Here is a 26,423-nt window from a genome sequence, read left to right as displayed (position 1 = left end):
AGCGGCGCCTTCCTACCTTCCGTCTGAGCAGTCTCGGAAGGAGCGACACATGCCCGAAGCCTTCATCGTGGCGGCCACCCGCACGGCCGGCGGACGCAAGGGCGGGCGGCTCAGGGACTGGCATCCCGCCGACCTGGGCGCCGTGGTCCTGAACGATCTGGTGGACCGCACTGGAGTGGACCCCGCCGCCATCGAGGACGTGATCTTCGGTTGCGTCATGCAGGTGGGCGAGCAGTCCACCAACATCGGCCGCAACGCCGTGCTGGCTTCCCGCCTGCCGGAGAGCGTGCCGGCCACCTCCATCGACCGGCAGTGCGGCTCCTCGCAGCAGAGCCTGCAATTCGCCGCCCAGGCCGTGATGAGCGGAACCATGGACGTGGTGATCGCCGGCGGCGTCGAGAGCATGACCCGCGTGCCCATGGGCCTGTCGGTCACCCTTCCGGCCAAGGAGGGCTTCGGCGTGCCCAAGAGCCCGCGGATGGAAGACCGTTATCCTGGGATCATGTTCAGCCAGTTCACGGGCGCCGAGATGGTCGCGGCCAAGTACGGCCTCACCCGCGAGCAGCTGGACGAGTACGGCTACCGCAGCCACCAGCGGGCGATCGCCGCTACTCAGGCCGGCGCGTTCCGGGACGAGATCGTCGCCGTCGACGGCAAGGACGCTGAAGGCCAGGTGCTCCGCCACGACAGCGACGAGGGCATCCGCTTCGACGTCACGCCCGAGGGGATGGCCGGCGTGAGACTGCTCGCTGACGGCGGCCGCATCACCGCCGCCACCGCCAGCCAGATCTGCGACGGCGCGTCCGCGGTGATGGTCGTGTCGGAAGCGGCTCTGAAGGCCCACGGGCTGACCCCGCTGGCGCGCATCCACCACATGTCCGTGCTCGGCCACGATCCGGTGATCATGCTGGAAGCGCCGATCCCGGCCACCGAGCGGGCCCTGAAGAAGGCCGGCATGTCCGTGGATGACATCGACCTGTTCGAAGTGAACGAGGCCTTCGCCTCCATTCCGATGGCCTGGCTGCAGGCCACTGGCGCCGACCCCGAGCGGGTCAACGTCAACGGCGGCGCCATCGCCCTTGGCCACCCGCTCGGGGCCACGGGCTCCAAGCTGATGACCACCCTGGTTCACGCTCTCAAGGCGCGCGGAAAGCGCTATGGTCTGCAGACCATGTGCGAAGGCGGCGGCATGGCCAATGTCACCATCGTCGAGGCGCTTTAGGGAGAGCAGGTCATGGCAGGTCGGATCGTAGCGGTCACCGGCGCCTCGGGCGCCTTGGGCTCGGTGGTCGCCCGCGCGGCGGTGGAGCGGGGCTGGCGCGTGGCGCTGATCGATCACGGCCGTGAGCCGCCGCCCGGCTTCACCGACAGCGAGGACGTCCTGGTCGTCCGCGGCGTCGACCTCACCGACGCCGAGCAGGCGATGATGGCCGTGCAGGCGGTGGTCTCGCGCTTCGGCGGCCTCGATGCGGTGCTCAACATCGCCGGCGGGTTTCGCTGGGAAGCGATCGACGGCGGCAGCTCCGACACCTGGGACCGCCTCTACCGCCTGAACGTGCTCACGGCCCTGCACGCCAGCCGCGCCGCCATCCCGCACCTCAAGGCCAGCGGCTCGGGCCGCATCGTCAACGTCGGGGCCAATGGCGCGGTGAAGGCGGCTCATGGCATGGGCGCCTACGCTGCCTCCAAGGCCGGCGTCCACCGCCTGACGGAAGCCTTGGCGGAAGAGCTCAAGGCCGATGGCGTGACCGTGAACGCCGTGCTGCCCTCGATCATCGACACGCCGGCCAACCGGGGCGACATGCCGGACGCCGACTTCGGCGCCTGGGTGCGGCCGGAAGACCTCGCCGCGGTCATCCTGTTCCTGGCCTCCGAGGAAGCTCGGGCGGTCACCGGGGCCTTGGTGCCCGTCACCGGAAGGGTCTGAGATGATCGGCTACGCCACCATCGGCACCAACGATTTCGAGCGGGCCCGCACCTTCTACGACCAGGTGTTCGCCCCGCTCGGCGGACGGCGGATCTTCATGCTGGGCGAGACCATGCAGTTCTACGCCAGCCGTGAGATCCCCGGCATGATCGCCATCACCACGCCCTACGACAAGCAGCCCGCCCAGCCCAGCAACGGCGGCATGTTCGGCCTGACCGCCACCAGCCGCGAGCAGGTGGACGCCGTCTACGCGGCCGCGCTCGCCGCCGGCGCCACCTGCGAGGGCAAGCCGGGCGATCGCACGGACACCTTCTACGGCGCCTACTTCCGCGACCCGGACGGCAACAAGCTCTGCGTCTTCCACCTCGTCCGCAAGCCGAAGGCGACCTAGCCCGGCGAGGCTCCCGCGTGGATGCGCACCACCACGCTCATCCCGGGGCTTAGCCGCTTGGCCAGCGGCTGGTCCGGGTCGATCCGGATGCGAACCGGGATCCGCTGGGCGACCTTGGTGAAGTTGCCTGTGGCGTTGTCCGGCCGCAGCACCGCGAACTCCGAGCCCGCCGCGGGCGAGATGCGTTCGACGCGGCCCCGCAGCTCCGCATCGTTCAGCGCATCGACCGTGAAGGTGACCCGCTGGCCGACGCGGACATCAGCCATCTGGTTCTCCTTCATGTTCGCCGTGACCCAGATCGCGCCCGGCACCAGGGCCATCAGCTGCGTGCCCGGCGTCACATACTGCCCGACCCGTACGCCCACTTCGCCCAGCCGCCCGGCCTGGGGGGCGATGATGCGGGTGTTCTGCAGGTCGATCTGCGCCAGCTGGACGGCCGCGCGCGCCGCCTCCACCTGCGCCTGCAGCCCTTGGCGCGCCACCACCACGCTGGCGACGCCCTGCCGCGCCACTTCCTGGCCGGCCTGGGTCTGCGCCACGGCGGCCGCGGCCTGACGTTGCGCGGCGAGGGCCTGGTCCCGCTGCTGCGGCGAGACCCAACCCCCTTCCACCAGGGTGTTGGTCCGGTTCAGCTCGGCCTGGGCGCGGGCGAGCGCCGCCTGGGCGCTGGCGATCTGGGCGGCGGTCTGCGCGACGTTGGCCTGGGCCGTCCGCTGCTGCTGCTGGGAGTTGGCCAGCTGCGCCTCCTGCGCCGCCAGCTGCGCCTGCGCCTGCGCCAGCCGCTCGCGCGGGATCCGGTCGTCCAGCAGCACAAGCACCTGCCCGGGATTGACCTGCTGGTAGTCCTGCACGGGCACCGCGGCGACATAGCCGTCCAGCTTGGGGCTGATCACCGTCACCTGCCCACGGACAAAGGCGTTGTCCGTGCGCTGCACGTCGCTGGTGAACGGCGGCAGGCGCCAGGCGAACAGCACCAGCAGCACCCCGCCCGCCGCCGCCAGCAGGATCGGGATCGTCGCGCGCGAGCGCAGCAGCCACGGGCGGCGCGATCCAGGAGCGGGGGCTGTGTCGACGGTTGCAGTCATTCAGGCGGCCTGGGCGGCGGTCCGGGCCTGTCGCCGCCGCCACACATAGATGCGCAGGCGCAGGACAAGGATCCACACGAGGGTGAGCGTCGCCAGGGCCGCAATCAGGAGAAACGCGTCGTTGTAGGCCAGCACATAGGCTTCCCGCGTCGCCTGCTGCTGCAGCAGCGCCAGCCCCTCCGCGTTGCGCAGCCGGGCGTCGGAAAGGGTGTGGGCGTAGGCCCCGGCCAGCTGGCGGACCCGCGCGGCGACCTGCGGATCGGCCAGGGTCAGCCCCTGCGTGAGCTGGTTCGAATGGAACTTCTCCCGCATCGTGACGAAGGTGCCGAGAAAGGCCGACCCGATCAGGCCGCCCAGGTTCTGGCCCGCGCTGAACAGCATCACGAAGCTGACGAAGTGCGCCTGGCTGCGCGCCATGGCCTGGCTGACGCCGTACAGCATGGCCGGCGGCAGGAAGAAGGCGCCCGCGAACGCCATCATTCCTTGAGTCACGTAAAGCTGGGCCGGGCGGGTGAGGTTGGTGGCGTGGGCGTCCGTCCAGGCCGCTGCGATGATCAGCAGCAGGGCGAACATCAGCGGCGTCAGCGGCCTGGCCGGCTTCAGGGTCAGCCCGATCCAGGTGAACCCCGCCAGCATGGCCGCAAGCTCGATCCAGTAGAGCGTCGCCAGCTGCTCGTTCTGAACGCCCAGGGTCTGCAGCATTCCCACCGCGCCCACCGTTTGCTCCGACAGGGCGATGCGGAACAGGATGATGGCGATGAACAGCCGGATCATCTCGCCGCTGGACAGCCAGCGCAGGTCCAGCAGCGGTCGCTGGCGGTGCAGCTCGACGATGATCGCCGCCCCGATCAGCGGCAGCGACAGCGCCAGACACACGCCGATCCACGGCGCCTCGGTCCACCAGACGTACCGGCCCATGCTCAGCGCCACCGCCAGCAGCCCCAGCCCCGGCGCGAACAGCGCAAAGCTCAGCGCATCGCCCCATTCGAACTTCATGATCCGCGGGGCGGGCGGAAGCCGGAACAGGTTCACGCCGGCCAGGCAGATGATCGCCAGCCCGAGCTCCAGCAGATAGAGCCCGTGCCAGTCGCCGATCTGCAGAAGGTCGGGCGAGATGACCCGGGCCAGCGGCACGCCGATCTGCGAGCAGGCCATGCCGAACGCCACGGCGGTCGGCCGCCGGCTCTCCGGCCAGGCGTTCATCATGTAGACGATGGCCAGCGAGGTCAGCGGCGCCGCCGCCACCCCTTGCGCCGCGCGCAGGGCGACGGCTGACCGCAGGTCGTCGGCGAACAGGTGCGCCGCCGTCACCACGATGAACAGCATCAGTCCCAGGTCCGCGAACAGATGCAGGCCGAACTGGAAGCGGAACTTCACCAGCAGGGCCGACAGGCTGATGCTGGTCGCGTAGTAGGCCGCCAGCAACCACGCGCCCTCCGTCGGCGTCGCGCCCAGGGAGCCCTGGATCGCCGGAAGGTTGGCGGTGACGATGTTGATGCCCAGCCCCTGCGTCGTGCCCACCAGCAACGCCATCGCCGCATAGATCAGTCGGCTTCCGAGGCTGAACGGCGGCGCGGGCAGCGGGGTTTGCGGGGTGTCGCTCACGGTTTCGCGCTCGAAGCGGGCAAGCTCGAACGGACGCCGGTGCGGCGGGGTTCAAGGCCCAGCAAAAAGACGGCGGGCGCCGCCCCGGACGGTCTGTCAGCGCCAGCAGGCGCGCCCCTACCTGGCGACGTGGTCCGGCTTGCCCTTGCGCTTGGTGTGGGCAAGCTCCTCGAGCTGCTTTTCGCTCATGGAGTCGGCCATCTGCTTGGATGCGCCCTTCAGCTTGGACTTGGGCGTGTGCCCGCGCTTGGCGGACAGGGCGGCGCCGGCCGCCTTCTGCTGGGCCTGAGACTTGGCGGGCATGGGTTTGCTCCTTCGTTTCAGGGCCAACGCCAACCCGCACGCCAGGGTTCATCCACCGGCTAAAGCGCTCGGTAGAGTTTCTGGCCTTGCCTGGATGCAAATTCCCACCAACTCTGTAGGCGTTGAACTTGGAAGGTCCGCTCATGTCGCAAACTCGCCAGGGCCCGCTCACCGTGGCCGTCATCGGCGGCGGCTTCAGCGGCCTGCTGACCGCGGTTCATCTGCTGCGCGGCGATCCCGAACTCGTGGTCCGGCTCGTGGAGCGGGCGCCTTTGTTTGGCCGGGGGCGGGCGTACCAGGCGGCTCACCCCGACCATGTGCTGAACGTGCGCGCGTCGAACATGAGCGCCTTCCCGGACGAGCCGGAGCACTTCATCCGCTGGCTTGAGGGGGAAGGGGAGAGCGGCGCACGCGACGCCTTCGTCAGCCGTAGCCGCTATGGCGACTATCTTCAAAGCCTCCTCCGCCAGCAGGTGCGCGAGCCGACCCATGCCGGCCGCCTGCTGCTGGAGGCGGACGAGGCCACCGCGATCGAGCCCCGGGAGGGACGCCAGCGCGTGACCCTGAAACTCGGGCGCTCCTTTGACGCCGACGCGGTTGTTCTGGCGCTCGGGCTTCTGCCGCCCGCGCCGCCGCCCGGCGCTGATCCCGACGTGCTGGCCGACGACCGCTATGTCGCCGACCCCTGGCGGTTCGACCCCGCCGCGGCGCCGGAGGGCGACATCCTGCTGATCGGTTCTGGGCTGACCATGGTCGACGTGGCCCTGGGGCTTGCCGGCGAAGGGCGGCGGCTGACCGCACTTTCCCGCCACGGCCTGATCGCCCGCGCCCACGCGCCCACCGCCTCCGCCGCCCCTCCGGACGGATCCCTCGCGACGCTACGGGCGGCCATGCGCACCTTGCGGGAGCAGGCGGAAAAGGTCGGCTGGCGGGAAGCCGTGGACAGCATCCGACCGCTCACCGCCGACATCTGGCGCAGCTGGAGCCTGGCCCAGCGTCGCCGGTTCTTGCGTCATGCCCGGCCCTGGTGGGACGTTCACCGCCATCGGATGGCGCCCATGATCGCCGCCCGCCTTTCAGGCCTTGTGATCTCCGCCCAGCTGGAGGTGCTGGCCGGCCGGCTGGAGCACGTCTCGCGGGACGGCGCAGGTTTCCAGGCCCGCATCCGTCCACGGGGGGAGCGCACGTCCGTCACGCGCCGCTTCTCGGCGGTGGTCAACTGCACCGGCCCGCGCGGCGACCCGGACTCCGCCGAGGTGGGACTGATCGCGCAGCTTCGCCGGGCAGGCGCGGTTCGCCGCGATCCGCTGGGGCTGGGCCTCGATGTCACCCGCGAATTGCGTGTGATCGGCGCCCGCGGCGCCCCGACGCCCGGTCTGTTCGCCGTCGGCCCCCTGACCCGGGCCGCGGTCTGGGAGTCGCTCGCCGTGCCCGATCTGCGCAGCCAGACCGCCGCCGTGGCGCAGGCCGTTCTGGAGCAGCTTCGAGCCCCGCAACCAGCCGTAGCGGTTTAGCCTGGTCGCCCGCTCCGGCATCTATCACACGGAAAAGTCATGATGGGAGCGGTACCAAAGTCCCCTTGCAGCACCTGACCGCGTCCGGCACAACAAAGGCAATGCTTTGCGGCCTGATGGCGCAGACGAAGCGTGCAGTTTGGGAGGTGTTGTTATGCGTATGTCCCGCCGGGAAACCCTGGTGATGGCCGCGGCTGCGGCGATGAGCGGGGCGGCGGCGCCGGCCGCGTCCAGCAGCTCCCTCGACAAGATCGCTCGGACTAAGGGCCTGCGCTTCGGCAACGCCGTCGGCGTGGGCGCGCCGGGGGCCAAGAGCGCCTTCAACGACAAGCCCTACATGGAGCTGGTCGCCCGCGAGTGCGGCATCCTCGTCCATGAGAACGAGCTGAAGATCTACGTCATCAAGGGCGCGAACGAGGCGCAGTGGAACTTCGGCCCGGCCGACAAGCTGGTGGATTTCGCCAAGCAGCGCGGTCTGCTGATGCGCGGCCACACCCTGCTCTGGAACCGTGACGAGTTCGCGCCCAACTGGCTGAAGTCTTACGACTTCGGCGGCAAGGCCAAGGCCGAGGCCTGGATCACCAACTACGTGGCCACCGTGGCCAAGCGCTATCCGCAGATGCAGTCGTTCGACGTGGTCAACGAGACCATCGACCCGGCCACCGGCGAGATCCGCGACACCGTCTACACCCGGGCCCTCGGGCCGGAGGTGATCGACCTGGCCTTCCACACCGCCAAGCAGGCGGCTCCCAACGCCAAGCTGCTCTACAACGACTACATGGGCCACGCGGCCAAGGACGCGAAGCATCGCGCCGGCGTGTTGAAGCTGCTGGAGGGACTCAAGAAGCGGAACGTGCCGATCGACGCCCTGGGCGTGCAGGGCCACATCGGCAACGGCGATTCCGACACCCGCCTGGCCTTCGCCGGCGAAGAGGCCCGCGAATGGCGCCGCTTCATGGACGAGGTGAAGGGCATGGGCCTGGACGTCCTGATCACCGAGTTCGACATCAACGACACCGACGGGCCGAAGGACCCGGCCGCCCGCGACCAGCTCGTGGCTTCGGTGACGCGCGACTACCTCGACATGATGGTCAGCTATCCTGAGCTGAAGCAGATCATCGCCTGGGGCCTGTCGGACAACCATTCCTGGCTGCAGACCTGGTGGCCGCGGGCGGACAAGCTGCCCAAGCGCCCGACCCCCTACGACTCCAACCTGAAGCCGAAACTGATGCGGGCGGCCATCGAAGCCAGCCTGCGTTCGGCTCCGACGCGCGCTTCTTGGGGCTGAGGATAGCTGGAATGACTGGACGGAACGTGCGCGGGCTGAAGCTCGCCCTGATCGCTGGCGCCGCTCTGGCGGCCGCCGGCTCCGCCGCTGCGCAGGACCTGACCGCGCGGTTCGACTGGTTCGACTACCGTGGCTCCAGCCCGGCGAACGCCCAGCCCCTGGGCGCCGATCAGTACCGCAACCCCATCATGTCGGGCTTCTATCCCGACCCCAGCATGATCCGGGCAGGCGACGACTACCTGCTGGTCACCTCGACCTTCTCGTACTTCCCGGGCCTGCCGGTGTTCCGCAGCTCGGACATGGTCAACTGGACCCAGGTGGGCAACGCCATCGACCGTCCCGGCCAGCTCGACTTCGGGCGTCTCGGCCTGTCGCGTGCGGTGTTCGCCCCGACCATCTCGTTCAAGGACGGGACCTACTACATCCTCAACACCTGCGTGGATTGCGGCGGCAACTACGTCATCAGCGCAAAGGACCCGGCAGGTCCCTGGTCCGATCCCATCTGGCTGAAGACCATCGGCGGCATCGATCCGTCCTTCTTCCATGACGCCGACGGCCGCACCTACATCGTCAACAACGAGGAGCCGCCGGAGCCTGCGCGCTACGAGGGCCATCGGGCGATCTGGGGTCAGGAAATCGACCTCAAGACCATGACCCCGTTCGGTCCGCGAAAGGTGCTGGTCAACGGCGGCGTGGACATCTCCACCAAGCCGATCTGGATCGAAGGTCCGCACATCTTCAAGCGCGGCGACTGGTACTATCTCAGCTGCGCCGAAGGCGGCACGGCCGAGGGCCACTCCCAGGTGATCCTGCGCTCCAAGAGCCCGCTGGGTCCCTTCGAGCCGTGGAGCGGCAACCCGATCCTGACGCAGCGCGACCTGCCGCGCGACCGCGCCCATCCGATCACCTCGGCGGGCCACGCCCAACTCGTGGAAGCGCAGGACGGCTCCTGGTGGGCTTCGTTCCTGGCGGTCCAGCCCTATGAGGGCGACTTCTACAACACCGGCCGCGAGACCTTCCTGCTGCCGGTGACCTGGACCGAAGACGGCTGGCCGGTGATCCTGAAGAACGGCGAGGCGATCCCGCGTGTCCATCCCCGGCCCAAGCTGCCGGCCGGACCTGCGCGCCCGGTGCCCACCAGCGGCGACTTCGCTGTGCGCGACGAGTTCGATGGATCTTCGCTGCCGCCCTACTGGATGATGATGCGCCAGCCCAAGGCGCAGTGGTGGAAGCTCGGCGGCGGGGCGCTCACCCTCACGGCGCGCCCGGACGCCCTCGGCTCCCAAGCAAACCCGTCCTACTTCGGCCGACGCCAGCAGCACCTGAACGCCGCCGCCTCGACCCGGGTGGTCTTCACCCCCCATCGTGACGGCGATCGCGCCGGCATGGCCGCTCTGCAGAGCGACGACTTCTTCTACTTCCTGGGCTTGGCTCAGGAGGGCGGCAAAACCGTCGTGAAGGTGGAGCGTCGGGCAGGGCCCAAGGACCCGATCCACGGGGTCACCGTCGCCTCGGCGCCCGTGCCGCGCGGCCAGCCCATTGAACTGAAGATCGAGGCCAAGGGCGACAAGTACGACTTCGCCTATGCCCTCAAGCCCGGCCAGTGGACATCCCTGGTTCAGGGAGCCGACGGCAAGATCCTCTCGACCAAGACCGCCGGCGGCTTCGTCGGCGCCACCTTCGGCCCCTACGCCTACTCGGGCCAGACCCCGACTCCTGCGCCCCAGACCCGGAGCCAATGATGACGACCATCACCCGCCGCCACGTTGGCGCGAGCTTGATCGCCATGTCCGCCGCCGCCGGCGCCTCGAGCGCCGTCGCGCAGGCGCGGCCGGTCTACAAGGACCCTCGCGCCTCGATCGACGCGCGGATCGAGGACCTGCTCGGCCGCATGACGCTGGAGGAGAAGGTCGCCCAGATGGTCGGCATCTGGGAACACAAGGGCAAGATCCAGGAAGACAACGGCGACTTCTCTCCGGCCAAAGCCAGCCAGGTCTTCCCGCATGGCCTGGGCCAGATCTCCCGCCCCTCCGACTTCCGGGGCGTGAAGCAGGAGAACATCCAGGGCGGCGCAGGCGCCGCCGGGGCTGCGGCTGGCGCTGTCAATCGCGATCCGCGCCAGACGGCTGACTACATCAATGCGGCCCAGCGCTGGGCCATGGAGAAGACCCGCCTCGGCATCCCGCTGCTGATGCACGAGGAAGCGCTGCACGGCTATGTGGCGCGCTACTCCACTATGTTCCCGCAGTCGATCGCCCTGGCGTCCACCTGGGATCCGGAGCTGGTCGAGAAGGTGTTCAGCTGCGCGGCCCGCGAAATGCGCGCCCGCGGGGCCAACATCGCGCTGGCGCCCGTCGTCGACGTGGCGCGCGACCCGCGGTGGGGCCGGATCGAGGAGACCTACGGCGAAGATCCCTACCTGGTCAGCCAGATCAGCGTCGCGGCCGTGACCGGCTTCCAGGGCAAGACCCTGCCGCTGGCCAAGGACAAGGTGTTCGTCACCCTCAAGCACCTGACCGGCCACGGTCAGCCGGAAAGCGGGACCAATGTCGGCCCCGCGCAGATCTCGGAGCGGGTGCTGCGCGAGAACTTCTTCCCGCCTTTCGAGGCCTGCATCAAGGCGATCCCGGTGCGGGCGGTCATGCCCTCCTACAACGAGATCGACGGCGTCCCGAGCCACGTGAACAAGTGGCTGCTGACGGACGTGCTGCGCGGCGAGTGGGGCTTCCAGGGCGCGGCCACTAGCGACTACTTCGCGATCCGCGAGACCATCACCCGCCACAAGATGTTCGAGACCCCGCAGGATGCAGCTGTGGCGGCGGTGACGGCCGGCGTCGACGTCGAGCTGCCGGACGGCGAGTACTACAACCACCTGCCGGCGCTGGTCCGCGCGGGCCGGGTCAGCGAAGAGCAGATCAACACGGCCGTGCGCCGGGTGCTCCGCATCAAGTTCGAAGGCGGCCTGTTCGAAAATCCCTATGTCGACGCCAAGCGCGCTGACCGCCTGACCGCCACGCCGGACGCCGTCGCCCTGGCGCGCGAAGCGGCGCGCAAGGCGATGATCCTGCTCAAGAACGACAAGGGCCTGCTGCCGCTCGACGCCGGCAAGATCAAGCGCCTGGCCGTTCTCGGCACCCACGCGCGCGACACCCCGATCGGCGGCTACAGCGAAGTGCCCCGCAAGGTCGTCAGCGTGCTGGAAGGCCTGCAGCAAGAGGCCAAGGGCCGCTTCACGGTCGATTACGCGGAGGCCGTGCGGATCACCGAGACCCGCATCTGGTCCAAGGACGACGTCAAGCTGGTCGACCCGGCGATCAACGCCCGCCTGATCGCCGAGGCGGTCGAGGTGGCGAAGAACGCCGACGTCATCGTCATGGTGTTGGGTGACAACGAGGAAACCAGCCGCGAGGCCTGGGCCGACCAGCACCTGGGCGACCGCTCGTCCCTCGACCTGCTGGGTCAGCAGAACGACCTCGCCAAGGCGATCTTCGACCTCCGCAAGCCGACTGTGGTGCTGCTGCTGAACGGCCGTCCGCTGACCGTGAACCTGCTGGCGGAACGCGCCGACGCCCTGATCGAGGGCTGGTACCTGGGGCAGGAGACCGGTCACGCCGTCGCCGACGTGCTGTTCGGCCGCTTCAATCCGGGCGGCAAGCTGCCGGTGACGATCGCCAAGGACGTCGGCCAGCTGCCGATCTACTACAACCACAAGCCCACGGCGCACCGCGGCTACCTGTTCGGGGACACCCGGCCGCTCTACCCATTCGGCTTCGGCCTCAGCTACACGACCTTCGAGATCTCGGCGCCGCGGATCGCCAGCGTGAGCGTGCGGGCGACCGAGACCGTGCGGATCGACGTGGACGTGGCCAACACCGGCCAGCGCGCCGGCGACGAGGTGGTGCAGCTCTATCTGCGCGACGAGGCCGCTTCGGTCACCCGTCCGGTGCTGGAGCTGAAGCGCTTCCGCCGCGTGACCCTGGCGCCCGGCGCGCGGACGACCGTGTCGTTCGAGCTGACGGCCCAGGACCTGGCGCTCTGGAACATCGACATGAAGCGGGTGGTGGAGCCGGGCAAGTTCACGGTCCTGGTCGGCCCCAACTCGGTCGACCTGAAGAGCGCGAGCTTCACGGTCACGGCGTAAGCGCAGGGGTACGAGCGAGATGGGCGTGGGCTGGCGTAGGATCCTCGGGCCGGCGGCGGCCGCCCTTCTCGTGGCCGCAGCGGGCGGGGCCAGCGCCCAGTCCCTGCTGCACACCATGTTCCAGGACCACGCGGTTCTGCAGCGTGAGCGGCCGGTTCCAGTCTGGGGTCAGGCGCAGCCCGGTGAGCAGGTCACCGTCGAGTTCGCCGGCAAGAGCGCCAGCGCCACCGCCGACGCCCAGGGCCGCTGGCGCGCGGAGCTGCCGGCCACGCCGGCCGGCGGGCCGTTCGTTCTCAGGGCGCGGGCAGGGGGGCGCACGCAGTCGGTCAGCGATGTGCTGGTCGGCGACGTCTGGCTCTGCTCGGGCCAGTCCAACATGCAGATGCGGGTGAAGTTCGTCTCCAACGCGGAGAACGAGCTGCGCGAGGCCAACCACCCGAACATCCGCCTTTTCCAGGTGGACCAGTACGCCAGCAGCAAGCCGCTGACCGACTTCGCGCCGGACAAGGCCCGGCCCAGTTGGAACGCCGTCACCCCGCAAACCATCGGCGAGTTCTCGGCCGCCTGCTACTTCTTCGCTCGCGAGCTGCAGAAGACGGTGAACGTCCCGCAAGGCCTGGTGCACGCCTCCTGGGGCGGCTCGACCATACAGACCTGGCTCACCGAGCCCACCCTGCGCCAGCTTGGCTATGGCGCGGCTGTCGACGCGCTCCAGCAGTATCGCACCGACCCCGCCGGCGCCGGCCGCACCTGGGGCAAGGCCTTCGAAGGCTGGTGGCGCAAGAACTATCCGACGGCCGGCACGCCGTGGCTGGCTTCCGACAACGCCGGCTGGAAGACCGCGCCCGAGGGCTTCGGCGCCTGGGAGACCTGGGGCGACCCCGACCTGGTCGGCTTCGACGGCCTGGCCTGGCTGCGGACCACCGTAGACCTGACCGCCGCCCAGGCCCGCCAGCGCGCCAGCCTTGAGCTCGGCGCCGTCGCCGACGCTGACATCACCTGGATCAACGGCGTCCCCATCGGCTCCGACCGCATGTGGGGCCCCGAACGCCGCTACCAAATCCCCAAGGGCGTCCTGAAGGCTGGCCGCAACACCATCACGATGGGTGTCTTCAACGCCTGGAACAACGGCGGACTACTGTCTTCTAGAGACAAGCAACTGCTCCGCGTCGCCAACCAGCCCGTGCCGCTGAACGGCGCCTGGAGCTACAAGATCGGCGCAAAGGGCAACAGCGCCGTCCCGTTCCCCCCGTGGGATGCTCTGTTCGGCATCGCCGTCGCCCGCAACGGCATGATCGAACCGATCGGTCCTTACGCCGCTCGCGGCCTGCTCTGGTACCAGGGGGAGTCCAACACCGCCCGGCCGCTCGAGTATGGGCCCATGCTCCAGGGCCTCATGCGCGATTTCCGCGCCACCCAGGGCCGCGACATCGACGTGCTGGTGGTGCAACTCGCGGCGTTCGGCAGCCGCGCCTCTCAGCCCATGAACAACGGGTGGACGATTGTGCGCGAGCAGCAGCGGCGCGTCGTCGCTGCCGATCCGCACGCCGGCCTGGTGATCACCACCGACATCGGCGACCCCACCGACGTGCACCCGACGCAAAAGCCGGAGCTTGGGCGCCGCCTCGCACGCGCCGCCCGGCACGTCTCCTACGGCGAGGCGATCTCGCCTTCAGGGCCGGTGGCAGCGCGCGCCGAGGGCGGCGGCGGTGTTGTGCAAGTGAAATTCTCTGACGTCACCGGCAAGCTCCTGACCTACAGCTCCAACATCGCTATCGGCTTCGAGCTCTGCGGCGGCGAAGCCGCAGGATCCTGCGCCTTCGTGGAAGGGCGCGTCATCAGCCCAAACATTGTGCGCCTGAACGTTCCGCACATGCCGCAGCCGAAGCTGGTCCGGTTCTGTTGGGCCGACAGCCCGATCTGCAATCTCTACGACGAGAGCGGCCTGCCGGCCGGTCCGTTTGAGATCCCAGTTCAGTAGGAACAGAAGGACGCCCGGCGAACATGCGCCGGGCTGTCCGAACTCAGATCGCGACCCGCCGGGCGATCTGGCTGCGGCGCGCCCGGCTCTCCTGCTCGGCGCGCTGCAGAGCCTCCGTTTCGGTCGCGTGCAGCAGGTGCTCGATGACCCGCTCGAGATGGTCGCGCATGGCCTGGCGTGCGGCGGCCGGATCGCGCGCCTTGAGCGCGTCGACGACCCGCCGATGCTCCAGGATCCGCGGCTCCAGACCCATGCCGCGAGCGCGGGTCAGGATGTTGCGAGCCAAGGGCCGGTTGCGCCACTCCCACAGGTTCTCGACCGTGGCGATGATCGCCCCGTTACCTGTGGCGCGCGCGATCACCAGGTGGAATTCCTTGTCGGCTTCTTCGCCGCGGACTTCCTCCTCGATGTGCATCCGCTGGAGCAGGTCCTCCAACTGGGCGATCTGTTCGTCGGTGATATTGGTCGCGGCGAGGGCCGCGGCCTCGCCTTCGAAGAGCCGACGCGCCTCGATCAGCTCGAACGCCCCGATCTCGAAGTCATAGGCTGACGCCGGCAGCGGCATCTGGGTGCGAGTGACATAGATGCCCAGGCCGTGGCGCGCCTCGATCATGCCCAGCATTTCCAGGGCGATCAGGGCTTCACGCAGCGTAGGGCGGCTGACGCCGTACTGCTCGGCCAGCTCACGTTCCGTAGGCAAACGATCGCCGACCTTGTACCGGCCGCTTTCGATTTCAGACGCGATCGCGTCGGCGAGGCGGCGATACAGCTTTCCAGTGGCGTCCATGGATCCGTCGACGTTGGCATCGGTGCGCCCATCCGCGCGCCGTTTCCCTGATACCACAGTTACGACCCGGAACCGTCAACGCCTACGTTGCCGGAGAGCAGCGCATCGATGGCTCCCAGCGCGCCCAACCGCGCCAGCCGCTCGGCCTGCGTAGTGACCGCAGCGCGGAAGTCGGGGCGACCCACCAGGTCCGCCGGGAACACGGCCGAGAGGCTCAGCAGCGCAAGCGCCTTGTCTGTCGGCGAGCTGCCCCGCTCGACCAAGCTGCGGGTCGTGTCGGCGAGGGGATCGTCGACCTTGAACGCGGCGCCGCCTTCGTCGCGGCCCTCCTGCCAGCGCATCCATGCCGCCACGCCAAGGGCGAGGGCGTCGATCGGCTGGCCCTTTTGGAGGCGCGCCGAGATGGTGGCCAACAGACGCTGCGGCAGCTTCTGAGAGCCGTCCATCGCGATCTGGCGTGTGCGATGCTGCAGGGACGAGTTCGCGAACCGCGCCATCAGCTCATTTCGATAGGCGGCGACCTCCAGCCCGGGCGGCGGCGAAAGCGTTGTTTCCGCCTCATCCCACACCCGGTTCACGAAGCGGCTTCCGGCCTCGCGGGCAACGAATTGATGGACGAAGTCGATGCCCGCCAGGCCGCCGAGATAGGCGATCGCCGAGTGCGCGCCGTTCAGCAACCGCAGTTTGGCTTCTTCCCACGGGGCCACCGACTGGGTCAGCTGCACGCCTGCAGACGCCAAATCGGGCCGCTCGCCGGCGAAACGGTCCTCCACCACCCACTGGGTGAAGGGCTCGGTCTTCACCATGGCGCGATCGACCACGCCCAGCCGTGCGGCGAGGGCGTCGATGTCCTCGGATGTGGTGGCCGGCACGATCCGGTCGACCATGGTCTGCGGGAAGGCCCCGTTGGCTTCGATCCAGTCGCGCAGCGCCGGGTCGTGACGTGCGGCCATGTCGAGCACCGCCGCACTCAGGGCCGCACCATTGTGGGGGAGGTTGTCGCACGAGATCGCAGTCAGGGCCGGAAGCCCGCGCTCGCGTCGCAGCTTCAGGGCGGCCACGAGGAACCCAGGCGCTGTTTTTGGCCGGTCCAGGCCGCCGAGGTCGGCTGCGACGTCGGCGTCTTCCGTCAGCAGGGTGCCGGTCGCGGGGTCGAGCTTGTAGCCCTTCTCCGTCACGGTCAGGGTCACGAGGTGCGTGTCGGCGGCGGCTAGCGCCTCCACCAGTGCGGCCGGATCCTGTGGCGCAACGAGCACGTCTTGCACCGCGCCGATGATGCGCACCTGCTCGGACGAGCCGTCACGCACCACCACGCTGTAGAGCCCGTCCTGCGGGTTCATCTGTTCGGCGACGTCCGGCGAGCGCAGCGAGGCGCCGCGGATCCCCCACCGCGGGTCGCCAGCGCGGATCAGCTGGTCGAAGACATCCGCCTGATGGGCGCGGTGGAATGCCCCGATGCCCAGGTGAACGACGCCCGCCTTAACCGTCGTGCGGTTGTAGCCGGGCTGCACCACGTCGGCGGGCAGGCCGCCGAGCGCACTCTCGCTGAGCCGCGGGCCGCTCACAGCCGATACGCCTGCTTGGGCAGGTTGTAGGCAAGGTCCACAGCGACTTCGCGGGCTTCGTCTTCCTCGATCCGATGTTCGGCCACGAGGCGACCCAGGAAGCCGCAGTCAATGCGCCGCGCCACGTCGTGACGGGCGGGGATGGAGAGGAAGGCGCGCGTGTCGTCGTTGAAGCCCACGGTGTTGTAGAAGCCGGCCGTCTCGGTGGTCATTTCGCGGAAGCGGCGCATGCCTTCCGGGCTGTCGTGGAACCACCACGCCGGGCCGAGTTTCAGCACAGGATAATGCCCGGCCAACGGCGCGAGCTCGCGGCTGTAGGTGGTCTCGTCCAGAGTGAAGACGATCACCGACAGGTTCTTCTCGTTGCCGAACCGGTCGAGCAGCGGCTTCAATGCCCGGACGTATTCGGTGCCCATAGGGATGTCCGCGCCCTTGTCGCGGCCGAAGGATTCGAAGACTCCGTGATTGTGGTTGCGGAACGACCCCGGGTGGATCTGCATCACCAGGCCGTCGTCGACGCTCATGCGCGCCATCTCGGTCAGCATCTGGGCGCGGAACAGTTCCGCCTGATCGGGTGTGGCCTTCCCGGACACGATCGTGCGGAACAAGACCTCGGCGTCCGCCGGCGGCAGGTCCGCGGTGCGGGCCGTGGGGTGGCCGTGATCCGTAGACGTGGCGCCCATCTCGGCGAAGAAGGCCCGGCGGTTGCGGTGCGCGGCCAGGTAGCCCTGCCAGCTGTAGACATCCTCGCCCGACAGTTCGGCGAACACCTTCAGGCTGTCCTGGAAGGACTCGTGCTCGGCGTCGATCACTGGGTCGGGACGATAGGCGGTGACCACCTTGCCCTTCCAGCCGCTCTCACGGATGGCCTTGTGGTGCCGCAGGTCGTCGGTGGGGCTTTCGGTGGTGGCCAGCGCCTCGATGTTGAAGCGCTCGAACAGGGCGCGCGGGCGGAAAGCGTCCGAGGCGAGCTTGTCGTTGATGGTGTCGAAGTAGTTGTCGGCGTTGGCTTCCGAGAGGCGCTCGGTGAATCCGAACACTTCGGAGAAGACGTGGCTGACCCACATGTATGACGGGGTGCCGCGGAAGAGCTTCCAGTTGCGGGCGAAGGTGCGCCACGCCTCACGCGGGTCGGCCGTTGAAGGGCCGGCTTTAGAGGGCACGCCGACGTCGTTGAGCGCGATGCCCTGCGAGTAGAGCATCCGATAGATGTAGTGGTCGGGCGCCAGCAGCAGTTCGGTCGCGCTGGGGAAGACCTCGTTGTAGGCGAACCAGGTCGGGTCAGTGTGACCGTGCGGGCTGATGATCGGCAGGTCCTTCACCTCGGCATAGAGCCGGCGGGCGATGGCGCGGGTCTCAGGTTCCGCGGGCAGCAGACGATCGGGATGCAGGCTCAGCTCGGCCATGGTGTTTCCTCGTCCTGGCAAGTCTTGTTGAGCGAGCCATAGCGCGCAGCGACGGCTCGTGCCACCGGTGTCAAAGCGCCGGTGCGCCGGCGGGCCCGAAGACTTGCGTCGGCCCCGGCCGTGGCGCGACCCGAACCGATCGTCGCCAGGGCAGAATGGGGCGCGACGCGCGCCTTCAGGCCGGCGGGATCACCAGTCGTGCATGGTGCCGTCTTCCAGACGGGCGACCGGCAGGTAGGCGGGCTTGTACGGGTACTTGGCGGCCAGCTCTTCGTCGATGTCGACGCCCAGGCCCGGCGCTTCGCCCGGGTGCAGCTCGCCGTCCGAGAAGGTGTAGGCATGCGGGAAGACCGCGTCGGTTTCCGGCGTGTGACGCATGTACTCTTGCACGCCGAAGTTCGGCACCGACAGGTCGAAGTGCAGGGCCGCGGCCATGCAGGCGGGCGACAGGTCGGTAGCGCCGTGGCAGCCGGTGCGCACACCATAGAGATCCGCGAACGAAGCAATGCGGCGCAGGTGGGTGATGCCGCCGGCATGCACCACCGTGGCGCGGATGTAGTCGATCAGCTGCTCCTCGATGAGCTGCTTGCAGTCCCAGATCGAGTTGAACACCTCGCCCACGGCCAGCGGCGTGGTCGTGTGCTGCCGGATCAGACGGAAGCGCGCCTGGTTCTCGGCGGGCGTGGCGTCCTCGATCCAGAACGGGCGATAGGGCTCTAGGTCTTTGCCGAGGCGGCCGGCTTCGATGGGCGTCAGGCGGTGGTGGACGTCGTGCAGCAGGTGCACGTCCCACCCGAGGCGCTCACGCGCCTGGGCGAACAGTTCCGGCACGGTGCGCATGTACTTGTGGGTCGACCAGATGGTCTCCTTCGGCAGATCGCTGTCCGCCGGCTCGTAGAACATCTTGTCCTTGGAAACGCCGTAGGTCGCCTTCAGGCCCGGAACCCCCGACTGCAGGCGGATCGCCTTGTAGCCCTGCTCCTTATAGTGCTGGGCGACGTCGAGGGTCTCCTCGATCGTCTCGCCATTGGCGTGGCCGTAGACCATCACGCCCGTACGCGAGGCGCCGCCAAGCAGCTGGTACACCGGCAGGCCAGCCACCTTGCCCTTGATGTCCCACAGCGCCATGTCGACGGCGGCGATGGCGGACATGGTCACAGGACCCCGGCGCCAGTACGCGCCCTTGTAGAGGTACTGCCAAATGTCCTCGATCTGGTGCGCGTCGCGGCCGATCAGGCACGGGATCACGTGGTCGTTCAGATAGCTGGCGACCGACAGCTCGCGCCCGTTCAACGTGGCGTCGCCAATGCCGGTGACCCCGTCGGCGGTCTCGATCTTCAGGGTGACGAAGTTGCGACCCGGGCAGGTGACGATGACTTTGGCGGCGGTGATCTTCGACATGAAAGCTTTCTTGGAAGGCGCGCGTACGTGAGGCAAGGCTTGGCGCACAAGCCGGTCGAACTTAGCCGCCGAGGGGTGGTTGTCAATTGTGGTCAGACCAATACAACTGGCGTGTGTAGACCATTCCCGGAGACCCCATGAAGCTGCTTGCCCGCCTGTTCGGCGCCTTCCTGATAGCCCTCTTAGGCGTAGGCTCCGCCGCCTACGCACAGGCGGACGACGGCTATGATCTTTGGCTGCGGTACCGCCCCATCGAGGCGCGCTATGCAGACGCATATCGAACCGCAGCTACCGAGGTCGTGGTGCAGGGCTCCTCGCCGACCCTGCTGGCGGCTCGCGCGGAACTGAACCGTGGCCTGTCGGGTCTCCTGGGCGCCGCGCCGTTGGTATCCGCCGCTCCGACCCGCGACGGCGCCGTCGTGGTGGGCACGCCCGCCTCTTCGCCGCTGATCGCCTCCCTGCGCCTGCCGCTCGACAAGGTCGGGCCGGAAGGCTTCATCATCCGCAGCGCCCAGACGGGCGGCCGGCGGGTGACCGTGGTCGCCGCCAACAGCGATGTGGGCGCGCTCTATGGCGCCTTCCGCTTCCTGCAGATGATCCAGACGCGCCAGCCGCTGGAGCGTGTGGACGTTGTCGACGCGCCGAAGGTGAAGATCCGGGTTCTGAACCACTGGGACAACCTCGACCGTCACGTCGAGCGGGGCTACTCCGGCCAGTCCATCTGGGATTGGTGGCGGCTGCCCGACTACAAGGATCCCCGCTACACCGACTACGCTCGCGCCAACGCCTCGCTGGGCATCAACGGCACGGTCCTGAACAACGTCAACGCCAAGGCTGACAGCCTCACCGAGCCGTACCTACGGAAGGCGGCAGCGGTGGCGGACGTCCTGCGGCCATACGGAATGAAGGTCTATCTGTCGGCTCGTTTCAGCGCCCCGATCGAGATCGGCGGGCTGAAGACCGCGGACCCGCAGGATCCGCAGGTCCGCGCGTTCTGGAAGGCCAAGGCGGACGAGATCTACCGCATCATTCCTGACTTCGGCGGCTTCCTGGTGAAAGCCAACTCCGAGGGTCAGCCCGGTCCCGGCGACTACAAGCGCAGCCACGCGGAGGGTGCGAACATGCTGGCCGAAGCGGTGGCTCCGCATGGCGGCATCGTGATGTGGCGGGCGTTCGTCTACTCCCACGAACTGCCTGAGGATCGGATCAAGCAGGCCTACAATGAATTCAAGCCGCTGGACGGCCAGTTCCGTGACAACGTCATCGTGCAGGTGAAGAACGGCCCGCTGGACTTCCAGCCCCGCGAGCCCTTCAGTCCGCTCTTCGGCGCCACACCCAAGACGCCGCTGATGATGGAATTCCAGGTCACCAAGGAATACCTCGGCTTCTCGACCCACCTCGTCTACCTGGGCGCCTACTTCGAGGAGGCCCTTAAGGCCGACACCTGGCAGAAGGGGAAGGGCTCGACGGTCGCCAAGGTGGTGGACGGCCGGATGTTCGGTCACAGGCTTACCGGCATGGCCGGCGTCGCCAATATCGGGACGGACCGCAACTGGGCCGGATCGATCTTCGACCAGGCCAACTGGTACGCCTACGGCCGCCTCGCCTGGAACCCGGAGGCCTCATCGCGGGCCATCGCCGAGGAGTGGGCTCGCCAGACCTTCAGCAACGATCCGGCCTTCGTAACCCCCGTCGTCGACATGATGATGAAGTCGCGCGAGACGGTGGTGAATTATATGACCCCGCTGGGCCTGACCCACATCATGGGGACCGGCCACCACTACGGTCCGGCGCCCTGGGTCTCGGAAGCCGGCCGCGCTGACTGGACGCCGGTCTACTATCACCGCGCCTCGCCGGAAGGCATCGGCTTCGACCGGATGAAGACGGGCAGCAACGCAATCGCCCAGTACGCGCCGCAAGCCGGCAAGGAGCTGGCGGCGGATGAGAAGAACCTGCTCTGGTTCCACCGGGTGAAGTGGGACGACAAGACCCAGTCCGGCCGCACCGTCTGGGACGAGCTGGTGGTTCGCTACACGCAGGGCGTCCAGGAAGTGGCTCAGATGCGCCGCACCTGGGAGGGCATGAAGCCCTACGTCGACGCCGACCGGTATGAGCAGGTGGCCGACTACCTGGCCATCCAGGAGAAGGAAGCTCAGTGGTGGCGTGACGCGTGCATCGCCTACTTCCAAAGCTTCTCGAAGCGGCCGCTGCCGGCCGGCTACGCCCCGCCGGCCCATGATCTCGAGTACTACAAGTCGCTCGAGTTCCCGTACGCCCCGGGCCGCGGCTAAGGCCCGGAGCGGGAAGGCGCCGCCTTAGCGGGCGGCGCCGAACAGCGACAGGGGGATCGCCTCCGCCATGGCCTTGTAGCCGGCCGGCGAAGGATGGAGGTGGTCCCCCGTGTCGAACTCCGGCCTCAGCCTCAGAGGCTGGGTCGGATCGCGGGTGACCTGGTCGAAGTCGACCACCGCGTCGAAGCGCCCGCTGGTGCGGATCCAGCGATTGACGGCCTGACGATCCTGTTCCCGCAGCGGGTCGGCCTTGTCGTAGTCCGAGCCCTGGAAGGGCAGCAACGTCGCGCCGACCACTTTCAGGCCATGGGCGTGAGCCCGCTCGATGATCTGCTCGTAAGCGCCGATCATCCGCTGGACGAGTTCGGCATGGGCCTGGGCGCTCTCACCGGCCTTGAGGGTGCCGATGTCGTTGATGCCCTCGAGCACGAACACCCAGCGCACTCCCGCCTGGCCCAGCACATCGCGGTCGAAGCGCGCGAGGGCGCTGGGGCCAAGCCCGTCGTTGAGCAGGCGATTGCCGCCGGTGCCCAGATTGACGACGGCGACGCCGCGCGTGCGCGCGTCCGCCCTCAATCGAGCCGCCAGAAGGTCGGGCCAACGGTCGTTGCCGTTGGTTGTCGAGCCGCGTCCGTCCGTGATGGAGTCGCCCAGCGTGACCAGCGCGGCCGCACTGCGGGGCGCGTCGATCTCGACACCCGACAATTGGTACCAGTGGTCGACGGCCTTGGCTCCCGGCAGGTCAGCGTCGGCCACGTGCTCACCTTTCAGGAGGTAAGATGTCGTGCGCGATCCCGGGTGGCTGGTTTGCCGCTCAGGGGCCTGACCAAGGTAGAGGCTGACAGCCAAGTCCGCACCGGCCGGAGCTGCGAGCGCAACCGGGTCAGACAGGTACTCCGCCCCCGCCGGTATGATCACCTGGCGCTTGCCGGAGAAGGTGAGGGGGGCGCCCTGCGTCCGGAGCCCGGGTGATCCTGGGCCGCTCGACAGGGCCACGGAGGCCGCGCCGATCGTCAAGGGCGCCGTTCCGAAGGCGTTTGAAACCCGCACGCGCAGTCGCGGTCCGCCGAGGCTCAGGTGGATGATCTGGCGGAGGGTGACGTCCTGCAGGTCCTCATTCGGCAGCGCATTGTGCGGCTCGGGGATCTGCTGGGCCGAGGCCCAGGAGCCGACCCACTTCTGGGCCTGTGCGCTTGGCGCGGCGGCGACGAGCGCCAGAACCAGGGGGAGTGCGGTAAGTGTCTTCCGGAGCATGCGCCTTCCTACACGGGTTTCGAGGTCACGTAGATCGCCAGTAGGTCAGTTGGGCTTGGTCTGACCAGCTTCTCGCAAAACGGTCAGAGCTGTTGACACCATTGGCCTGACCACCTACAAGCCGCCAAAGAGGGAGCGGTAACATTCGGCTCCCGGACTAAGGTCGCGAACAAAGACGGCCGTTCATACGCAGCCGCGCCTTGCGCGACGAAGCAACAAGATCGCGTGCGCAAGCGCATGCATGGGGAAGGATACTAGATGATCTCTGCAAAACAGGGCGGAATCCTGCGCGCCAAGGCGCTTCTGCTTGCCGCGACCTGCCTCACCAGCGTGCTTGCTTCCCAGGCCATTGCGCAAACCGCGCCCGCGGAAGAGCCGCAGTCCACTGGCGAAGTGGAAGAACTGGTCGTCACCGGTTTCCGCGGCAGCCTTGCGCAGTCCACCAACGCCAAGCGCGATGCGGTCGGCTTCAGCGACTCCATCTTCGCTGAAGACATCGGCAAGTTCCCGGACACCAACATCGCCGAGTCCTTCAACCGCGTGCCGGGCATCACCATCGCCCGCGAAGTCACCGGTGAAGGCTTGAACGTCGCGATCCGCGGCCTCGGCACCAACTTCACCCGCGTGACGCTCAACGGCGCGCCGGTGGCCATCGCCTCGACCGGCCGGACCGACGCCCAGAGCACCAACCGTGAAGTCGACCTCGACCTCTTCCCCACCGAGCTCTTCTCGCAGTTGACGGTCAACAAGACGCCGCTCGCGTCGATGATCGAAGGCGGCGCCGCCGGCACCGTGAACATGCGCAGCGCGCGTCCGTTCGATCAGGTCGGTCCGCGTCTGGCCTATTCGCTGCAAGGCACCAAGAGCAGCAACGTCGACAAGTGGGGCTACCGCGGCTCGCTGCTCGCCAGCCAAACCTGGGGCAACTTCGGCGCTCTGGTCGGCGTCGCGCGCGTCCGTAACGAGGTCAGCACGCCCGGCTTCGAGACCATCGGCTGGACCAATCCGAACATCACCGCCGCTCAGTGCGGCACGGGTCTGACCTGCAACACCACCGGCGGCGGCAACTGGACCATCCCCGGCACGGTTCCGGTGAACGCAGGCGCCAACCTGGTCGCCGGCACGCCGATCGACCGCGCGTTCCTGCTGGCCAACAATCCGGGCCGCACGATCCAGCAGATCGACAACGCTATCGTCCCGCGCCTGGGCCGTCCGGCTCAGAACTTCGGCACGCGTGAGCGCACAAACGCCATCCTCGCCCTCGAGTGGCGTCCGAGCGATAACCTGCACTTCTACGTCGACAGCATGTACGGCGAGAAGAACAACAAGCTCGAGCGGATCGACATGGACTGGTCGGTGCGCAACGGCGCCGCCATCCCTCTGAACCTGCAGGTCGATCGTGAGGACTGCGCCCAAGGCTGCGTGGTCACCAACGGCACCTTCGCCAACTCGCAGTTCTTCGTCACGTACCGCCCGTTCCTCGAAGACACGAAGTTCTATGGCGTGAACCCCGGCGCCGAGTGGCAGATCACCGAGAACCTGAAGCTCGACGTCCAGGCCAACTGGACCAAGAGCGAATTCCACCGCGAGTCGCCCAGCGTGCTGCTGATCACCCGTCCGAACGCGGGCGTTGTCGTGAACTACAGCAACGAAGGCGGCGGCGTCCCGTCCATCCAGAGCAACATCGACCTGAACGATCCGGCCAACTTCCAGTGGGTCGGCGGCCGCGTGAACCTGCAGGACGAAGAGCGGGAGACCGAGACCAAGGGCGCCCGCGCCAATCTGACGTGGGGCGACGACGCGTTCAACGTGCGCTTCGGCGGCGCTTATGACGACGTTTCTCGCCGCATCACCGCCTTCGATAACAGCCAGGCTTGGCAAAACGCGGTCTGCGGCAACAACCCGAACGTCTTCCTGCCCTCGCCGAACAGCCAGCCGCCTTGCGAAGGCCTGAATGCGCCAGGCGTGATCCCGACCGGCTACCCAACCTACCCGGGCTACGGCACGGGCTTCAGCGCCGGCGCCAGCGGCCCGATCAGCTACGCGGGCTCGCTGATCCCGAACAGCGTGGTCTCAAGCTATCTGCAGCCCAGCGACTTCGGCTTCGTGACCCTGGACTGGAACCGCTTCCGCGCTGACTCGCGCTACCAGCAGTTCCACGACAACGCTCCGGAAGCTGGTTCCTCGAACACCGGCGCGTCCGGCGGCTACATCCGGGAAAAGACCCTCGGCAGCTACGTCGAAATCAACGGCGCCACCGAGATCGCCGGCAACGCACTGCGCTACAACGCCGGTGTCCGCTGGGTGCGCACGAAGCAGACGGTTGGCGGCCGCGTGTCGCTGCCCGATCCGCGGAACACCCCGGCCAACCTGCCGGCCGGCCAGACGCAGCTGCCGGATGGCGCCCGCTACCCGAACCTCGTGAACTTCGTCTACGTCGACAACGAGTACGACAACTGGCTGCCAGCCGCTTCGGCCGCCTACAACGTGTCGGAAAACGCGGTCGTCCGGGCCTCGGTGTCGCGCACCATGACCCGTCCGGACCCGAACGCGCAGCTGCCGGGCGTGAACTTCAGCAACCCGTCGGCGGACATCGGCTCGATCGGCAACTCGGCCCTCGAGCCGTACATCTCCGACAACATCGACCTTGGCTTCGAGTACTACACGGGTCGTGAGGGCTACATCGGCTTCGCCACTTTCCGGAAGTCGATCACCGGCTTCACGATCAACGGCTCGAACACCCTGCCGTTCAGCTCGCTGGCGGCCTACGGGATCACCTATGACGCCCTGACGCCTACGCAGCAGGCGGCGATCGACTCCCGGGGCGGCCCGAACAACGCCAACGTGGTGCTGACGCAGCAGGTCAACGCCGAGGGCAAGCTCACGGTCCACGGCCTTGAGCTGAACTGGGTGCAGCCGCTCGACTTCGTGCTCGAACAGTACGGCCTGCCGGGCTTCGGTTTCTTGGCGAATGCCACGATCATCGACCAGCGCGGCACGGGCGCGGCTCCGGCCGTCGCCACCGGCGTCGCCGAGTACACGTACAACGTGACCGGCTACTACGAGCGCGGCGGCGTCAGCGCCCGTCTGTCGACCACCTTCACGAAGGGGTCGCAGTCTTCGGGCCTGAACCAGAACGGCATCCCGCTCGCGGCGCTGTTCTCGGAGAACTACCGCCAGGTCGACTTCTCCTCCAGCTTCGACCTCGAAGAGATCCTCGGCCGGCCGAACCTGCCGCAGCTGACCTTCGACGTGATCAACCTCACGAAGGCCAAGCAACGCAGCTACTTCCAGTTCCCGAATGCGACCTTCACCGAATACGAGCCTGGCCGTATGGTGATGGTGGGCCTGCGCGGCCGGTTCTAAACCGCGCTCTGCAAGCAAAATGGACGGCCGGCGCATGCGCCGGCCGTTTCCGTAAGCGGCATAGGGGGCTTGTCGTACTTTCATTCGTGCGACAGACCTACACGGTGGTCTGGAGGAC

The 26,423-nt window shown here is 68.1% G+C and carries 18 protein-coding genes; 10 read left to right on the top strand and 8 right to left on the bottom strand.

The annotated features are described in order from the left end of the window. The first annotated feature begins 49 nt into the window (after positions 1-49). From DJ018_RS15515 to DJ018_RS15505, 3 genes are read left to right on the top strand one after another with little or no spacing between them, the layout of a single operon-like run. Complete coding sequence (locus DJ018_RS15515) at positions 50-1,222, top strand: acetyl-CoA C-acetyltransferase (protein ID WP_111515884.1); 1,173 nt, start codon at positions 50-52, stop codon at positions 1,220-1,222. 12 nt (positions 1,223-1,234) lie between these two features. Continuing rightward, positions 1,235-1,927 carry an SDR family NAD(P)-dependent oxidoreductase gene (locus DJ018_RS15510; protein ID WP_111515883.1) on the top strand — a complete coding sequence of 231 codons (693 nt, stop codon included), beginning with the start codon at positions 1,235-1,237 and terminating at the stop codon, positions 1,925-1,927. 1 nt (position 1,928) lies between these two features. Then, the gene (locus tag DJ018_RS15505) at positions 1,929-2,318 is read left to right on the top strand and encodes a VOC family protein (RefSeq protein ID WP_111515882.1); all 390 of its coding nucleotides are present in this window, start codon (positions 1,929-1,931) and stop codon (positions 2,316-2,318) included. Here DJ018_RS15505 and DJ018_RS15500 read toward each other — a convergent pair. From DJ018_RS15500 to DJ018_RS15490, 3 genes are all read right to left on the bottom strand, one after another. Then, a complete protein-coding gene (locus DJ018_RS15500) occupies positions 2,315-3,403 on the bottom strand; it encodes an HlyD family secretion protein (RefSeq protein WP_111515881.1) in 1,089 nt (362 codons plus the stop codon). The genes DJ018_RS15505 and DJ018_RS15500 overlap by 4 nt on opposite strands. Continuing rightward, the gene (locus DJ018_RS15495; protein ID WP_240609581.1) at positions 3,404-5,008 is read right to left on the bottom strand and encodes an MFS transporter; all 1,605 of its coding nucleotides are present in this window, start codon (positions 5,006-5,008) and stop codon (positions 3,404-3,406) included. Between the two features lie 117 nt (positions 5,009-5,125). Beyond that, on the bottom strand, positions 5,126-5,311 hold the full coding sequence (locus DJ018_RS15490; RefSeq protein WP_111515880.1) for a DUF3008 family protein: 186 nt from the start codon (positions 5,309-5,311) through the stop codon (positions 5,126-5,128). Between the two features lie 143 nt (positions 5,312-5,454). On the opposite strand from DJ018_RS15490, the gene DJ018_RS15485 reads away from it, so the two are divergent. The 5 genes from DJ018_RS15485 (at position 5,455) to DJ018_RS15465 (ending at position 14,235) form a co-directional block, all read left to right on the top strand. Beyond that, on the top strand, positions 5,455-6,825 hold the full coding sequence (locus DJ018_RS15485; protein WP_111515879.1) for an FAD/NAD(P)-binding protein: 1,371 nt from the start codon (positions 5,455-5,457) through the stop codon (positions 6,823-6,825). A gap of 154 nt (positions 6,826-6,979) precedes the next feature. After that, positions 6,980-8,113 (top strand): endo-1,4-beta-xylanase, encoded by a 1,134-nt coding sequence (locus DJ018_RS15480; RefSeq protein ID WP_111515878.1) that lies wholly within the window; start codon positions 6,980-6,982, stop codon positions 8,111-8,113. An 11-nt stretch (positions 8,114-8,124) separates the two neighbouring features. Continuing rightward, positions 8,125-9,855, top strand: coding sequence for a glycoside hydrolase family 43 protein (locus tag DJ018_RS15475; RefSeq protein WP_111515877.1), 1,731 nt, complete (start codon positions 8,125-8,127; stop codon positions 9,853-9,855). Next, on the top strand, positions 9,852-12,254 hold the full coding sequence (locus tag DJ018_RS15470; protein WP_111515876.1) for a glycoside hydrolase family 3 N-terminal domain-containing protein: 2,403 nt from the start codon (positions 9,852-9,854) through the stop codon (positions 12,252-12,254). Before DJ018_RS15475 ends, DJ018_RS15470 begins: the two co-directional genes overlap by 4 nt. Before the next feature lie 25 nt (positions 12,255-12,279). After that, on the top strand, positions 12,280-14,235 hold the full coding sequence (locus DJ018_RS15465; RefSeq protein WP_165842942.1) for a sialate O-acetylesterase: 1,956 nt from the start codon (positions 12,280-12,282) through the stop codon (positions 14,233-14,235). Between the two features lie 43 nt (positions 14,236-14,278). Here the strand turns inward: DJ018_RS15465 and DJ018_RS15460 are convergent, their stop codons facing one another. The 4 genes from DJ018_RS15460 to manD all read right to left on the bottom strand — a co-directional run bounded on the left by DJ018_RS15460 (position 14,279) and on the right by manD (position 19,394). Beyond that, the gene (locus tag DJ018_RS15460) at positions 14,279-15,022 is read right to left on the bottom strand and encodes a FadR/GntR family transcriptional regulator (protein ID WP_111515874.1); all 744 of its coding nucleotides are present in this window, start codon (positions 15,020-15,022) and stop codon (positions 14,279-14,281) included. Between the two features lie 59 nt (positions 15,023-15,081). Then, positions 15,082-16,587 (bottom strand): mannitol dehydrogenase family protein, encoded by a 1,506-nt coding sequence (locus DJ018_RS15455; RefSeq protein ID WP_111515873.1) that lies wholly within the window; start codon positions 16,585-16,587, stop codon positions 15,082-15,084. Next, a complete protein-coding gene (gene uxaC, locus DJ018_RS15450; RefSeq protein WP_111515872.1) occupies positions 16,584-17,993 on the bottom strand; it encodes a glucuronate isomerase in 1,410 nt (469 codons plus the stop codon). Before uxaC ends, DJ018_RS15455 begins: the two co-directional genes overlap by 4 nt. 189 nt (positions 17,994-18,182) lie before the next feature. Next, positions 18,183-19,394: a D-mannonate dehydratase ManD gene (gene manD, locus DJ018_RS15445; protein WP_111515871.1), complete on the bottom strand. Its 1,212-nt coding sequence runs from the start codon at positions 19,392-19,394 to the stop codon at positions 18,183-18,185. A 137-nt stretch (positions 19,395-19,531) separates the two neighbouring features. On the opposite strand from manD, the gene DJ018_RS15440 reads away from it, so the two are divergent. Continuing rightward, the gene (locus DJ018_RS15440) at positions 19,532-21,685 is read left to right on the top strand and encodes an alpha-glucuronidase family glycosyl hydrolase (protein WP_111515870.1); all 2,154 of its coding nucleotides are present in this window, start codon (positions 19,532-19,534) and stop codon (positions 21,683-21,685) included. Positions 21,686-21,709: 24 nt separating this feature from the next. Here DJ018_RS15440 and DJ018_RS15435 read toward each other — a convergent pair whose 3' ends face one another. Beyond that, positions 21,710-22,939, bottom strand: a complete 1,230-nt coding sequence (locus DJ018_RS15435; protein ID WP_111515869.1) for an SGNH/GDSL hydrolase family protein — start codon at positions 22,937-22,939, stop codon at positions 21,710-21,712. A gap of 258 nt (positions 22,940-23,197) precedes the next feature. Here DJ018_RS15435 and DJ018_RS15430 point away from each other — a divergent pair, with 258 nt between their 5' ends. Then, complete coding sequence (locus DJ018_RS15430; RefSeq protein WP_111515868.1) at positions 23,198-26,305, top strand: TonB-dependent receptor; 3,108 nt, start codon at positions 23,198-23,200, stop codon at positions 26,303-26,305. Positions 26,306-26,423: the final 118 nt, after the last annotated feature.

The sequence above is a fragment of the Phenylobacterium deserti genome (genome assembly GCF_003254705.1).
Classification (GTDB): domain Bacteria; phylum Pseudomonadota; class Alphaproteobacteria; order Caulobacterales; family Caulobacteraceae; genus Phenylobacterium; species Phenylobacterium deserti.
The sequence above is the reverse complement of the archived record's forward strand: the minus strand, read 5'-3'. Positions and strand labels throughout refer to the sequence as shown.